Origin of the sequence: Pseudomonas sp. S3E12 (assembly GCF_001702295.1) — a bacterium.
In the GTDB taxonomy this organism is placed as follows: domain Bacteria; phylum Pseudomonadota; class Gammaproteobacteria; order Pseudomonadales; family Pseudomonadaceae; genus Aquipseudomonas; species Aquipseudomonas marginalis.
Genome location: NZ_MBDT01000005.1, coordinates 452,830 through 466,023 on the forward strand (window position 1 = coordinate 452,830; position 13,194 = coordinate 466,023).

Annotated in this window: 14 protein-coding genes; 11 read left to right on the forward strand and 3 right to left on the reverse strand. The window is 59.7% G+C overall.

The window, feature by feature from the left end:
• Window positions 1-156: 156 nt before the first annotated feature.
• A complete protein-coding gene (locus BB029_RS06860; RefSeq protein WP_065938650.1) occupies window positions 157-2,175 on the reverse strand; it encodes a TonB-dependent receptor in 2,019 nt (672 codons plus the stop codon).
• A gap of 149 nt (window positions 2,176-2,324) precedes the next feature.
• Between BB029_RS06860 and BB029_RS06865 the strand changes: the two genes are divergently transcribed.
• From BB029_RS06865 to BB029_RS06915, 11 genes are all read left to right on the forward strand, one after another.
• Window positions 2,325-2,558 carry a VF530 family DNA-binding protein gene (locus BB029_RS06865; RefSeq protein WP_027604640.1) on the forward strand — a complete coding sequence of 78 codons (234 nt, stop codon included), beginning with the start codon at window positions 2,325-2,327 and terminating at the stop codon, window positions 2,556-2,558.
• Between the two features lie 4 nt (window positions 2,559-2,562).
• The gene (locus BB029_RS06870; RefSeq protein ID WP_065938651.1) at window positions 2,563-3,189 is read left to right on the forward strand and encodes a Pr6Pr family membrane protein; all 627 of its coding nucleotides are present in this window, start codon (window positions 2,563-2,565) and stop codon (window positions 3,187-3,189) included.
• Window positions 3,190-3,681: 492 nt separating this feature from the next.
• Window positions 3,682-4,191: a fimbrial protein gene (locus BB029_RS06875; RefSeq protein ID WP_065926573.1), complete on the forward strand. Its 510-nt coding sequence runs from the start codon at window positions 3,682-3,684 to the stop codon at window positions 4,189-4,191.
• A 50-nt stretch (window positions 4,192-4,241) separates the two neighbouring features.
• A complete protein-coding gene (locus tag BB029_RS06880; RefSeq protein ID WP_065938652.1) occupies window positions 4,242-4,802 on the forward strand; it encodes a fimbrial protein in 561 nt (186 codons plus the stop codon).
• Between the two features lie 19 nt (window positions 4,803-4,821).
• Window positions 4,822-7,425, forward strand: coding sequence for an outer membrane usher protein (locus BB029_RS06885; protein ID WP_168166798.1), 2,604 nt, complete (start codon window positions 4,822-4,824; stop codon window positions 7,423-7,425).
• A complete protein-coding gene (locus BB029_RS06890) occupies window positions 7,422-8,183 on the forward strand; it encodes a fimbria/pilus periplasmic chaperone (protein ID WP_065926571.1) in 762 nt (253 codons plus the stop codon). The genes BB029_RS06885 and BB029_RS06890 overlap by 4 nt, the downstream gene beginning before the upstream one ends.
• A 22-nt stretch (window positions 8,184-8,205) precedes the next feature.
• The gene (locus BB029_RS06895; RefSeq protein ID WP_065938653.1) at window positions 8,206-8,787 is read left to right on the forward strand and encodes a fimbrial protein; all 582 of its coding nucleotides are present in this window, start codon (window positions 8,206-8,208) and stop codon (window positions 8,785-8,787) included.
• A gap of 10 nt (window positions 8,788-8,797) precedes the next feature.
• Entirely contained in the window at window positions 8,798-9,292 is a 495-nt protein-coding gene (locus tag BB029_RS06900) for a fimbrial protein (protein ID WP_065938654.1), read from the forward strand.
• 13 nt (window positions 9,293-9,305) lie between these two features.
• Window positions 9,306-9,785: a fimbrial protein gene (locus BB029_RS06905; RefSeq protein WP_065926568.1), complete on the forward strand. Its 480-nt coding sequence runs from the start codon at window positions 9,306-9,308 to the stop codon at window positions 9,783-9,785.
• Between the two features lie 9 nt (window positions 9,786-9,794).
• Complete coding sequence (locus BB029_RS06910; protein ID WP_065938655.1) at window positions 9,795-10,343, forward strand: fimbrial protein; 549 nt, start codon at window positions 9,795-9,797, stop codon at window positions 10,341-10,343.
• 125 nt (window positions 10,344-10,468) lie between these two features.
• Window positions 10,469-11,416 (forward strand): fimbrial protein, encoded by a 948-nt coding sequence (locus tag BB029_RS06915; protein WP_065938656.1) that lies wholly within the window; start codon window positions 10,469-10,471, stop codon window positions 11,414-11,416.
• A gap of 3 nt (window positions 11,417-11,419) precedes the next feature.
• Here BB029_RS06915 and BB029_RS06920 read toward each other — a convergent pair whose 3' ends face one another.
• On the reverse strand, window positions 11,420-12,187 hold the full coding sequence (locus tag BB029_RS06920; RefSeq protein WP_065938657.1) for a siderophore-interacting protein: 768 nt from the start codon (window positions 12,185-12,187) through the stop codon (window positions 11,420-11,422).
• On the reverse strand, window positions 12,184-12,732 hold the full coding sequence (locus tag BB029_RS06925) for a PadR family transcriptional regulator (RefSeq protein WP_065938658.1): 549 nt from the start codon (window positions 12,730-12,732) through the stop codon (window positions 12,184-12,186). The genes BB029_RS06920 and BB029_RS06925 overlap by 4 nt, the downstream gene beginning before the upstream one ends.
• Window positions 12,733-13,194 lie beyond the last annotated feature (462 nt).

A 13,194-nucleotide genomic window follows, 5' to 3' on the forward strand; every position in this document is an offset into this window, starting at 1 on the left:
TTCAGTTTATTGCCGACAAGGATAAAGCGCGGACGCGCCGAGAGAAAGCGCAAATCGCAAGATGCATCATTTCCGATTTGGTAACAGTGACAGATCGTCGCTGCCAAATGACGGTGGGAGGGGCAAGCCTCCTCCCACATGGGCATTTCAGTGTATTTAGAAGGTGGTGCGGATGCCCAATTGCACACTGCGCCCCGGTGCCGGCGCGATATCGCGCAGGATCGAGCTGGCATAGCGCACGGTCTGGTTGGTCAGGTTTTCACCGTTCACAAACGCCAACCATTGACTGCCGCCGACATTGAAGCGATAGCCGGCGCTCGCGCCCAGGGTGGTGTAGCCATCGGTACCGCTCTCGTTATCCGGCACACGCCCTTGCCCGGCCGCGTGCTCGACGTCGATGCGCGCCTGCCAGCGGTCCAGTTCCCACAGCAGGCCGCTGTTCAAGCGCAGCGGCGCGATGCGTGGCAAGGCTTCGCCGGTGTCCAGGTTGGTGGCGCGGGTGTAGTCGCCTGACAGCTCCAGCGCGAACTTGCCGTAGGCGCCCTCACTGAGCTTCCAGTGATCCTGGGCCTCGAAGCCGGCGAAACGTGCGCGCACACCGGAGTATTCGTACTCGGGGATGCCGCCAGCGTCTTCTTCGCCTTCGTCGTTCAGCGTACGACCGGTGCCCAGCAAACCGATGTAATTGGAGAAGTGGCTGTAGAACACGCCGAAGCTGCCCTTGTGGGTGCCGGTGTCAAAGCGCAGAGCCAGGTCGCTGGACACGGCTTTCTCTTTCTTTAAATGGGCGTCGCCCAACTCATAGGTGCCGGTGGCGACGTGGGCACCGTTGGCGTACAGCTCGTAGAAGGTCGGTGCGCGCTCGGTGTAGCCCAGGGTCGCGGCCACGGACCAGATCGGCGTGAGGGTATACACCGCGCCCGACGACAGGCTGCCGGCGGTGAAGTGGTTGCTCCTGTCGGCGCCGGCGAAGCGTTCGTTGCCCTTGGCGTCGGGGTCGATGCGGGTGTGTTCCAGGCGCCCGCCGAGGCTGAGTTTCAGGCGGTCGGTGGCCTGCATTTCTTCGAGGATAAACAGCGCGCCGGCGTTGGTGTCGGTCTGCGGCACGAAGGCTTCTTCGCCCAAGGCCGAGAACTCGTTGCGCGTCACCTGCGCACCGACCACGCCGTCGAATGGGCCGAGCGGCTGGTGACGGGCTTCGACGCGGGCTTCGTAGCCCTTGTTCTTGAAGACCGTACCGGTTTCGCCGCCTTCGATTTCGCGGTGCTCGTAGTCGGTATAACCGGCGTCGACTTTGACCGAGGTAAACGGGCCTTGCAGGTTGCGGATTTCGGACGCAAACCCGTAGTGATCCTGCTGCATGCGGATGCGCACATCCTGTTCGGCCGGGGAGCCGTAGTTGCTGTCGTAGTTGCTGTAGGACAGCCCGGCGTAACCGTCGTCCCAGGTGTAGGAACCGCCTACCGCGCCGCCGTCCTGGCGCCCGTCGCTGTTGCCCAGGCGGCCGTTCCTGCCGGGTGCGTCGTCGCTGTCCGGGGCGTGGCGGCTGCGGGCCTGGCCGGGGATTTTCAGGTCGTTGAATTCCCGCGCGTTGGCATCCAGGTGCAAGGCGAAGGTGCCATTGCCGGCTTCCAGCTTGCCCGCACTGCTGCGCGTGGTGTCGGCGCCGCCGTAGCGCAATTCACCGGCGCCGTGGATGCCCTCGATGGCTTCGGTGGGGATGCGGTTGTCGAAGGTGTTGACCACGCCACCGATGGCGCTGCCGCCATACAGCAACGCTGCCGGGCCGCGTACGATTTCGATGCGTTCGACATTCACCGGGTCCAGCGGCACCGCATGGTCGTAGGACAGTGACGAGGCATCCAACGCCCCCACGCCATTGCGCAGGATGCGAATGCGGTCGCCGTCCTGGCCACGGATGATCGGCCGGCTGGCGCCCGGGCCAAAGTACGAAGACGACACGCCCGGCTGCTTGTTGAGGGTTTCGCCGAGGCTGCCTTTTTGTTGCAGGGTCAGCTCATCGCCCTCCAGCACGGTGGTCGGCGAGGCGAGTTGCTCGCTGCCCAGCGGGTTGCCGGTGATGACTTGGGGTTGCAGTTCCAGGGCGTGGGCTTCCGAGCTGATCAACAGGGCGGCGGCGAGCGGCGACAAGCGCCACAGGGAGGAGAGGGACATCGGACATTCCTTGGCAAAACGACGAAAAGATTTGAGATTTATGGTTACAATATAACATCTCTTTTTTGCCGGGAGCGGGAACTTTTTTTACCTGCCAGGGCGGAGTGATAAGGTGTGCGCCTTCGTGAGCACTTTTTCATAGGCCCGGCATGACCGCGACAAACAACGACCCCCTCCACGGCGTGACCCTGCAACACGTCCTCACCACCCTGGTGGAACACTACGAATGGGCAGGCCTGGCCGAACGCATTGATATCCGTTGCTTTAAGAGCGACCCGAGCATCAAGTCGAGCCTGACGTTCCTGCGCAAGACCCCATGGGCGCGGGAGAAGGTCGAAGGCTTGTACGTCAAGCTGATGCGCACCAAACGCCCGCTGGATTGACCTCATGAAGCGGTATGTGGCGGCAGCGGCGCTGGCCGGTTGGGTGGGCCTGGCGATTCAGCAACACCTGATTTTCTATTCGCGCTGGGAGTCCGGCGCCAGCCTGCTCGGCGGGCTGATCAACTTCTTCAGTTTCTTCACGGTGCTGACCAATACCCTGGCAGCGGTGGTGCTGAGTTATGCGTGGGTGAAGCGCGATTCTGCAGCCAGGCGGTTTTTCCTCGCCCCCGGCGTCAGCAGCGGCATCGCCGTCAGCATCGTGGTGGTCGGCTTGGCCTACAGCCTGTTGCTGCGGCATCTGTGGCAGCCCGAAGGCTTTCAATGGATCGCCGATGAACTGCTGCACGACGTGATGCCGCTGCTGTTCGTGCTGTACTGGTGGCGCTGCGTGCCCAAGGGCCAGTTGCGCCTCAAGCACATTGGCCTGTGGGTCATCTACCCGCTGGTGTACTTCGGCTATGTGCTGCTGCGCGGGGATTTGCTCGGGCAGTACCAGTACCCGTTCATCGATGTCGGCACCCTGGGTTATCCACAAGTGTTTGTGAACGCCGGGGGGATCCTGCTGGGGTTCGTGCTGGTTGCCCTGGCGGCGGTCGGCCTGGACAAGACCTTGAAGTCACCCCGAATTTAACCTGTACAGATCTCTGGGCAGGGAGCAACTCCCTTCTCCCAGGCTTTAAGCCTCTTCATTCCCCCCCGCTGCGCACCGTCCATGGTTTTCCATTGAACGGTGTTTCACCACGTCGCGCACTTATCAACATGTTAGTTGATGTGCTCCAGTAAACGTTGTTATTTTTCGTTGAATGTAATCCCTCTCTTACAGTGATATCTGAAGACAAGTTTCTGCAACTAAAGCTGATGTAGTCCAATTCTTACGGGTAATTTTAAAGTTTTGGCAATTTGCCATATTTTTCCTATGTGTCCGAGTGTTGCAAGGCTACGCAATTAGAAGAACTGGCCGACTTATGTTTTTTGAAATTGGCCGGGATAATCGCCTGGCTTCAAATGAGCTGGTTTGCAATACAAGTAATTGGAATAAATAGAGGAATTCTGTGCGCCACGGCGGCGGAATCACTTAAACGACGTTTATTACTAATGTGGGCATCTATAAATGAAAGCTAAAATGAAAACCGCGCTGTTCTCTATCGGGCTGTTGGTGGGGTCGATGTCCGTTGCCCAGGCGGCGGACGGAACTGTCACGTTCTTGGGGTCGGTCCATTCGGGTGCCTGCTCTATCAAGCCTGATTCGGTCGATCAGACCATTCCCCTTGGCGCGATCGCAAAACATCAATTGCAAGCGGGCGGGAAGTCCGAGCCGCGTCGTCTGCTGATTGAACTTGAGGGCTGCGACCTGGCGGGTCTCACCGATAACACCGTGACCACCACCTTCACCGGAGCGCCATCGAGCGTTGTGCCGGGTGCGCTGGGCACCGTCGGGAGCGCGGGCAATGTGGGCATCATGATGACCCATGGCAGTAAACCCGTTGAATTGGGCGTGGCTACCACGCCGCAAGTGATTGCCGCCGGTGACAACACACTGGAGTTCGGTGCCTATGTACAAGGCGCTGCCACGGGCGACATCGTGCCAGGCGACTTCAGTGCGGTGACCAACTTCACCTTGGCTTATCAGTAAGCGTTTTCCCCCGCCACCCAGCGTGGCGGGGGAGGCTGGTGGAGGCACAGGTGAAAACATTCATAAGTCTCGCTATCTCCTCTTCTTTGGCGATGTTCATCAGCCCTGGGGTGGTTGCCCAGGAGCCTGCTCAAGGTGATGGGCTTGTCACGCTGGGAGGAGAGGTCGTCGACTCGGCCTGCGGGCTGGAGTTGGTCAGCGTCGATCAAACCATCGATATGGACCCCGAGCCCATTGGCCGCTTCCTGCGGCGCGCCAGGGGCCAGGACCAGTCCTTCCAGTTGCGCCTGGTCAATTGCACCTTGAGTCGTACCGATCCATCCCGTCCAGGGGTGACGCTGCCCGACTGGCAGCACCTTCGGGTGACGTTTGACGGCCCCACGGATAGAGGCGGTCGTTCTTTTGCGGTCTTTGGTGGCTCCCAAGGCGTTGCGATGAATATTGAGGATTCCGCTGGCCAGTTAAGTGTTCCGGGTCAGCCGATGACTCCACATCCGTTAACGGAAGGCGATATGACGCTGCACTACACGCTCCATTTTGTCGGTAACGGATTGCCCATAGTGGCCGGAGCCCACCGTACTGCCGTGCGGTTCAAGTTGGAATATTTTTGAACGTTGATGGGTTGCTTGCATGTTAAATACAGCGAAGGTCAAAAATACGCTGCGCCCGAGCCTTTTTGGCGGGTTGATATCATTGGCAGGCACTGCACTGGCTGCTGGGGATATTGAGTTTAATACTGATGTTCTTGATCTGAGTGATCGCACTAATATTGACTTGTCTCAGTTTGCCCGCAGCGGGTTTATTCTGCCGGGCACCTATTCGATGGTAGTGCAGATTAATGCCCAGCCTATTGCTGAGCAATCGGTGGCTTTCTATCCCCCCGATAATGACCCTAAAGGCAGCCAGGCATGTTTATCGCTGGATCTTGTCGATCAATTGGGTCTCAAGGCGTCGGACGCGGCCAAACTCAAATGGTGGAAAAACGGCGAGTGCCTGGATACCGAAAGTTTGCCTGGCATGGAGGTCAGTGGCGACCTGGCCACCTCCACACTGAACATCAACCTGCCCCAGGCCTACCTCGAGTACAGCGCCATTCATTGGGATCCGCCGTCCCGGTGGGATGAGGGTGTGCCGGGGCTGTTGGTTGACTACAACATGACGGCGCAGTCCAGCTATCAAAAGAATGACGGCACCCGCAACAACCTCAGTGGTAACGGAACCCTTGGCGCCAATGCCGGGGCCTGGCGCCTGAGGGCCGACTGGCAGGGGCGGATCGAGAAAGGCGTGGAGGGGGCACCCAGGGATCAACAACAGTTGGAGTGGAGTCGTTACTACGCCTATCGCGCAGTGCCTGCACTGAAGGCACGCTTGACGGTCGGAGAGGACTACCTGTACTCGGACATCTTCGACAGCTTCCGTTTTACCGGTGCTTCACTGATCTCGGATCAAAGCCAACTGCCACCCAACCTGCGCGGCTACGCACCGGAAGTCGTCGGGGTCGCCAAGACCAACGCAAGAATCATCATCAGCCAGAAGGGCCGCGTGCTGTATGAAACGCTGGTCGCCGCAGGCCCTTATCGCATTCAGGACCTCAGCGATGCCGTGAGTGGCACTCTGGATGTGCGGGTCGAGGAGCAGGACGGTTCGGTTCAGACCTTCCAGATCGATACGGCAGGCGTTCCCTACCTGACACGTCCTGGGCACGTTCGATACAAGCTGGCGACCGGGCGCCCGTCCGATCTTCAGTACGGTGCCAACGGCAGCGTTTTCGGCACCGGCGAATTCTCCTGGGGGATCAGCAATGGCTGGTCGCTGTTTGGCGGCGCGATAACGGATAACAACTACCGCGCATTGTCTGTCGGGGTCGGTCGCGACCTGCTGGCGTTCGGCGCCGTATCGCTGGATGCCACCCAGTCCCACGCCAGTGTGTGGAACCAGACACTCTCGGGCAAATCCTACCGTCTTCAATACTCCAAGCACTTCGAGCAGTACGACAGCCAGGTCACGTTTGCCGGTTACCGGTTTTCCGAGAAAAACTACTTGAGCATGAGCGAATACCTGGACGCCCGTCATTACGGGTTGAACGGTGAGCGCGGCGGGATCGAGCGCGGTGAATACATCGAGGGCTGGAAGCCGATTGGCGACAGCAAGGCCCTGTATACGGTGACGCTCAACAAGCAGTTTCGTGACCTTGGGGCGACCGTCTACGCCAGCTACAACAAGCAGACGTATTGGGGGCGCCCGGACACTCAGCGTTGGAACCTGTCGATGTCGCGCTACTTCAATGTGGGAACCGTCAGGAACATGAGCCTGTCCCTGAACATGTTTCGCACCCAGGAGTATGCCTACAAGGATAACGGAATGGCGCTGACGGTCAGCCTGCCGTTGGGGCGCAGCGGCACCCTGTCGCTGGACGCCAACAGGACCTCGGGTAAAGAGAGTTTCTCGACGCGCTACAGCGATCGCCTCGATGAGCGCAACAGCTACCAGCTCAATGCAAGCGACCGCTCCGTCAGCGGCTACCTGAGTCATATCGGCGACCAGGCCGACATCGATCTCAGCGCCAGCACCCAGGAAGGCAGTGGCAGAACCCTCAGCGCATCCATTCGCGGCGGTGGCACGCTCACGCCCTACGGTGCGGCGCTGCACCGAACCAATGGCACCGGTGGCACCCGCCTGATGCTCGACACCGGGGGTGTGCCCGATGTGCCTGTGCGTGGTTACGGCACATCGACCCGCACCAACGCGTTCGGCAAGGCAGTGATTTCCGATATCAGCAGCTACCAGCGTACGGCCGCCAGTGTCGACCTGGAGAACCTGCCGAGCAACGTTGAAGCCACTCAATCGGTGACCCAACTGACCCTTACCGAAGGGGCCATTGGTTATCGGTCCCTGGACGTGATTGCCGGTGAGAAGGCCATGGCTGTCCTGCGCCTGCCGGATGGCAGCGCACCGCCCTTCGGCGCGACGGTGAAGAACACCAAACAGCAGGACACCGGGATTGTGAACGACGGTGGCGCTGTTTACCTGAGCGGTATTCAGGCCGGTGAGCAAATGATCGTCAGTTGGGGCGGCATCGAACGCTGCCTGCTCACGCTGCCCGTCGCGCTGCCCGCAGACAGCTTGACCGATGCCTTGCAATTGCGCTGCCAGAGCGTAGCCACTGATCAATCCTCACCCGAGCCAGCAGCGCTGACCGGGAAGCGTACCGATACGGAGAACAACGCCTCATGATGCTCAATACGCACCCCACACTCCTGGTCTTCGCACTGCTGGCTCTGGGCCTGAGCCAGAGTGCCGGCGCCGCGGTTGGCCTGGACCGAACCCGGGTGATTTTTGACGGTGGCAAGGATGCGACCAGCGTGAATATCACCAATAACAACACCCAACTGCCGTACCTGGCCCAAGGCTGGATCGAGGACGAGGAGGGCAACAAGATCACCTCGCCCTTGATCGTGCTGCCGCCGGTTCAACGCTTGGAGCCCGGCAAGCAAAGCCAGGTGAAAGTGCAGGCGTTGCCGGCGGCCAAGTCGTTACCGCAGGATCGCGAGACGGTCTACTACTTCAACCTGCGGGAGATTCCACCGCGCAGCGACAAATCCAACACCCTGCAAATCGCGCTGCAGACCCGGATTAAATTGTTTTACCGACCGCAGGCCATCGCTCCCAGCCAGCAAGACCTGTCCAACCCCTGGCAGGAAAAGCTGACCCTGACCCGCCAGGGCGACCGTTACCAGGTGAACAACCCTACGCCTTACTACGTGTCTCTGGTGGATGCTCGCAGCAGCAAAGACGGCAAGACCGTGCCGGGTTTCGAGCCCGTGATGATCCCGCCTAAAGGCACGCAAACCCTGGGGCCGACGGCCAAGGCGCTGGGCAATTCACCCTACCTGGCCTACGTGAATGACTACGGCGGGCGTCCATTACTGGCGTTCACCTGCACGGGCGAAACATGCAAGGTGAACTTGCAAGTCTCGACGCCTAATGAGTAGCAGCCTGCAGCGGGAGAGCGTCATGAAGTTGCACAACGTGAAAGTCCTGGGCTGTGTGTTACTGGTCCTGGCAACGCGCGCGGGCGCCGAGGATGACGATGGAATCGATGGCCAGCGTGGCCGGTTGAACGTTTCCGGATCCATGCATGAGTCCCCTTGCACGCTGGAGATGACATCGCTGCATCAAACGGTCGACTTGGGCGCCGTGTCTGCCAGTCAGCTGCAACGACCTGGCGATCAGGCCCCATCGAAGCCGTTTCAACTGCGTTTTCAGGATTGCCAGCGCACCGCAGGCAGTATCCGCAGCGAACGTACCGGGAACCTGGCATGGAGCGCTCACCAACCGGTGTTGTCGGTGACGTTTGTTGCCCCTGCCGATGCCGACGACCCTCGGCTGGTCAAAGTGCAAGGCATCACCGGGATGGGACTGCGGTTGACCGATGCCCTGGGGCGCGATGTACAGCTGGGCTCCAGGGGCGAACCGTTGTATCTGAGCGAGGGCAGCACGACCCAGACGTGGAATGTTCAACCCACGCGTACCGCCGCGCCGTTGACCAGCGGAGCGTTTCGGGCGGTGGTGGATTTCAGGCTCAGTTATGAGTAAGGGCAAAACAATGGCTAAGTCAGTCGGCTCGCGGGCCATTCTTATCGCGGGGGGCCTGTTGTGGGCGGCCAGTCAAGGCGCGCAGGCCGAGACCAGCCTGATCATCCGCGCAGTCATCATTGCGCCTCCGCCCTGCGTCATCAATGGCGGCGGTACGCTCAATGTGCCTTTTGGCAATGACCTTCTTACGTCACGGATCGACGGGGTCAACTACCGTCGCAACGTGCCTTACACCGTCACCTGTGACGCCCCGTTCAGTAACGCGATGACCCTTCAGCTCAGGGGGACCGGGGCTTCGTTTGATGGGCGTGTGCTCTCGACCCGCAACCCGGACCTGGGGGTCAAGCTGTCGCTCAATGGCACTGACTGGGCGCTGAATTCGAGCGTGAATTTTACCTATCCGAACTTTCCCGTGGTGCAGGCGGTGCCTGTCAAGCGCGCGGGCAGCCGGCTGGTGGGAGGCGCATTCGATGCTGCCGCCACCTTCGTGATCGATTACCAGTGATGAGGAGCGCGCAATGACATGCTGGCAGCAGCGAGCCTTGCTCGCTTTGTGTTCCATCGGCCTCTGCCATAGTGCGTCGGCCAACGTAACGTTCAGCGGAACGCTTAACGAGCCCCCGCCCTGCACCATCGATGCGGGCAACAAGATTGAAGTCGACTTTGGGGATGTGGGGGTCAAGCGGGTCGATGGGGTGAAATATCGCCGGGGGGTGGGTTACACCATCAATTGTGGCGTCGACACGCTCCCGTGGGTACTCAAGTTGAGTGTCAACGGTACCCCCACGACGTTCGACGGCGCGGCATTGCAGACCAGTGCACCTGACCTGGGTATTCGGATATTCCAAAACAACCTGCCGTTTCGACTCAATACGCCACTGGACATCACCCTGTCTTCCCCGCCGGTATTGGAAGTCGTGCCGGTCAAACAGCCCGGTGCAACGCTTGCCCCCGCCAGGTTTACCGCGGTGGCGACGTTGTTGGCCGAGTACCAGTAGGAGTTGGATATGGGACATGAAACTGTTCAGAGGGTCAGGCTGTACGCCGTGCTGGCGTGCCTGCCTGCCCTGGGCCTGATCTGCGAAGCACACGCGGCGGATAACCTGAATTTCAAGGGCAACCTGGTTGAAGAAGCCTGCACCATCCGCCCGGGTGACGAGGCAATCAGCCTGGAACTCTGGGACCTGACCAGCAAGCACCTCTACATCAATACGCGTTCGGTGGGCAAAGGTTTCAAGCTGCACCTGGAGGACTGCGACACCACCATCGGCGACACGGTGACCATCACGTTCGGCGGCGTAGAAAACCGGGAGCTTCCAGGGTTGCTCGCACTCGATGGTGGAAGCGGCGCCTCCGGTATCGGGATCGGTATAGAGACGCCGGGTAACAAGCCCTTGCCGCTGAATAAAACCAGCGACGAACAGGTACTGAGTAATGGCAGCAACGTCATCGAACTCAAGGCCTACGTGCAGGGGGAGCCGACGGCCATCAGGGACCAGACCATAGGGCACGGCAGCTATACCGCGACCTCTACTTTTACGCTGGACTATCCGTAGTCGTGAGCCGTCATTGACCGGCTGAAAACAGCATTGGACAAACTTCACATCTCTCCTGGGCGGCTTAAGGTACGAACTCCGCGTTCGCAGGCCAACGCCTGGTGGAGGAGCAATGAGAGATCAAAATGAAACGATTCTATGGAGCCATTGCACTGCTTGCCTTGATGGGTGCAACTGCCACCGTGAAGGCCGCAGAGTGCCGTGTGAATGGCGGGCCGTGGGGGTGGTCCCTGCAGGTCCCTGTGACTGTGACCTTGGCGGCGGATCGTACGCGGATCCTGTTGGAAGGCGCCAGGCTGGAATGCCGATACAGCGCCGGGCATGGCCCAAGTTGGGGGGAGGATTACTGGGCAACGGGGAACGGCACTATTACGCCTTGGACCCCCGGCCCCAAGTTTGCGAGCGAAAGGACGGGGCTACGAATTAACGGGGCTTTTCACAACACCCCGATCCCGAACGGTATACGGTTGGCGACGATGCCCAACAATGGGGTTGCTTACCCGATCAATGTCACGCCTTTTATTCTGGTGCGCAACAGTCCGTCTAATCCGATCAATGTTCGAATAGGAGACAACCTTGGCCGGTTGCATCTCACTGCGACGAACAATTACAGCGCTGAAGTGGCGGAAGTCATCCTCATCTACACCGCCGCCAACAACTTCGACATCTCGCCATCCACCTGCACGATCAACAACAACAACCCGATCGAGATCAACTTTGGCAACGTACACCAACGGGCGATAGGCACCGATCCGCTGACGACCTCCATCCGCAGCAACCGCCGGCTCACCTACTCATGCCCGGACGGAGGGATTACCACGCCAATCACCATCACCTACAAAGGCACCGCCTCGTCGTTCGACACGCGCCTGCTGCGCATGACCAACCCGGACGTGGGCACCGCCCTGGTTCGTGGCGCAAGCGCGGTTCAAGTTGGTGGTTCATTCCTGACCCAAATCACCAACAGTGTGGGGGGCGACGATGTGACGTTTTCTCTCGTACGGCGTTTCGGTTCACTGCCTGCCGCTGGGGTTGTCAGCGGCAGCGGTGTCCTCGTAATGGGTGTGCCCTGAGGCTTACTCCTCTTCGCTGCCTTCCGCACGCCAGTAACCCACCGCCTTGAGGAACGCCTCATTGACCTTGTGGGTGTCCAGCAGCACCCGGCGGACCTGGCGCGACAGCCTGGTTTCGGTGGCGACAAAGCTGTACAACGAACCGCTCGGCAGCGTCAGTTTCTGCACGGTGTCGAGCAGGTCGTCCTGGCCGCGCACGACCCATTTCACCTCCACATCGGCAGCACTTGCCAGTGCCTGCCGTTCCGCCGCATTGGCGATTTCGATCACCGCCAGCACCTTGCGCCCGGCCGGCAATTCTTCCAGGCGCCGAGCAATGGCCGGGATCGCCGTCTCATCGCCGATCAGCAAATAGCTGTCGAACATATCCGGCACGATCATCGAACCCCGTGGCCCGCCGATGTACAGGTGCTGGCCGACCTTGGCCTGTTCGGCCCAGGTGGAGGCCGGGCCGTCGCCGTGCAGCACGAAGTCGATGTCCAGTTCGCCGATGTCCAGGTCGAAGCGGCGTGGCGTGTAGTCGCGCATCGCCGGTTGCGGGCCGTCGCCCTTGATGTTGAAGGTCGGGCTTTCCAGCGCCGCTTGTTCCGCAGCGTTCTGTGGGAACAGCAGCTTGATGTGATCGTCACTGCCCAAGCTGATAAAACCGGCCAGTTCCGGGCCGCCCAGGGTGATGCGGCGCATGCGGGGGGTGAGGTCGACTACCCGCAATACTTCAAGGCGGCGGCGTTTGATTTCGTGGGTCACGCGGTGGATGGCTTGCGTATTCATTGAGCTGTCCCGTCGGCAATGGCTTGGGCGGCGCCGTTGAGCAGCGCCGCGACACGAACGATTTCTTCCGGGCTCCAGCGCCCGTGGTGCGAATGCAAGGCATGGCGCAGGTTGTGCACGGCCTCGTGGATTTCCGCAGGGCGGTCATGACCGCGCAGCGAGCGTTTGCTCACGTCCATGCGCAGGCGAATGCCGTCGAGGGCCACTGCCTGTTCGCTTAGGAAGAGACGACCGGCCTCGGTGATTGTGTAGCGTTTTTTTCCACCTTCGGCGTCGCCGGCGATCAATTCGCTTTCTTCCAGGAAAGTCAGCGTGGGGTAGATCACCCCGGGGCTGGGGCTGTAGGCGCCGTCGAACAGGGTTTCGATGCGGCGGATCAAGTCATAGCCGTGGCACGGCTGCTCGGCAATCAGCGCCGGCAGCAGCAGTTTCAGATCACCCGGCGCGAAGACACGCGGGCCACGCCCACCGCGTTCGCGGCCGGCGCGCTTTTCAAAGCCATCGTGGCGGTCACCGTGGTCTCGGTGGTGATGAGGGTCTCTCATGATGATGTTCTCCTGTCTGATTTCGATACAACTTAAGATATATCTTACTCAGGATGCAAAATCTTCTGACGAGCGGTGCCGGAAGGCGAGAGCTGCTTCGAAGGGGCGCCACGACCCACAATCCGTTTCGGCACTACCATCATTTATTTGACAGTTAAATGGCGATTTTATGAATGTGGAATAAACTTATTAAGTACGTCTTTAGGCGAAACGCTTGAATAGTGGGCGCCTGCAGAGCGTGTAGTTAATGTCTTACAGATAAGCGAATAAATTAAGTAGTGTCGAGTACTTGTAAAGGTAATACGTGGATGACAGTTAATATTCAACTTATTGAATAATATTGTTTTTTTCTGTATTGACCAGTCGTGATTAATTACGCGCTTAAACGAAAGTGCTGGCATCGCCAAGTGGTTTTTCAAGGGAGTATTTACCGGCGTCGCAAGACACGCATTACGCGTTTTC

What these genes read in the sequence shown, in the direction of transcription:
- BB029_RS06875 (WP_065926573.1), top strand. Translation starts at nt 3,682, where the DNA reads ATGAAAACCGCGCTGTTCTCTATCGGGCTGTTGGTGGGGTCGATGTCC.
- BB029_RS06870 (WP_065938651.1), top strand. Translation starts at nt 2,563, where the DNA reads ATGAAGCGGTATGTGGCGGCAGCGGCGCTGGCCGGTTGGGTGGGCCTG.
- BB029_RS06910 (WP_065938655.1), top strand. Translation starts at nt 9,795, where the DNA reads ATGGGACATGAAACTGTTCAGAGGGTCAGGCTGTACGCCGTGCTGGCG.
- BB029_RS06895 (WP_065938653.1), top strand. Translation starts at nt 8,206, where the DNA reads ATGAAGTTGCACAACGTGAAAGTCCTGGGCTGTGTGTTACTGGTCCTG.
- BB029_RS06925 (WP_065938658.1), bottom strand. Translation starts at nt 12,732, where the DNA reads ATGAGAGACCCTCATCACCACCGAGACCACGGTGACCGCCACGATGGC.
- BB029_RS06905 (WP_065926568.1), top strand. Translation starts at nt 9,306, where the DNA reads ATGACATGCTGGCAGCAGCGAGCCTTGCTCGCTTTGTGTTCCATCGGC.
- BB029_RS06900 (WP_065938654.1), top strand. Translation starts at nt 8,798, where the DNA reads ATGGCTAAGTCAGTCGGCTCGCGGGCCATTCTTATCGCGGGGGGCCTG.
- BB029_RS06885 (WP_168166798.1), top strand. Translation starts at nt 4,822, where the DNA reads ATGTTAAATACAGCGAAGGTCAAAAATACGCTGCGCCCGAGCCTTTTT.
- BB029_RS06860 (WP_065938650.1), bottom strand. Translation starts at nt 2,175, where the DNA reads ATGTCCCTCTCCTCCCTGTGGCGCTTGTCGCCGCTCGCCGCCGCCCTG.
- BB029_RS06920 (WP_065938657.1), bottom strand. Translation starts at nt 12,187, where the DNA reads ATGAATACGCAAGCCATCCACCGCGTGACCCACGAAATCAAACGCCGC.
- BB029_RS06915 (WP_065938656.1), top strand. Translation starts at nt 10,469, where the DNA reads ATGAAACGATTCTATGGAGCCATTGCACTGCTTGCCTTGATGGGTGCA.
- BB029_RS06890 (WP_065926571.1), top strand. Translation starts at nt 7,422, where the DNA reads ATGATGCTCAATACGCACCCCACACTCCTGGTCTTCGCACTGCTGGCT.
- BB029_RS06865 (WP_027604640.1), top strand. Translation starts at nt 2,325, where the DNA reads ATGACCGCGACAAACAACGACCCCCTCCACGGCGTGACCCTGCAACAC.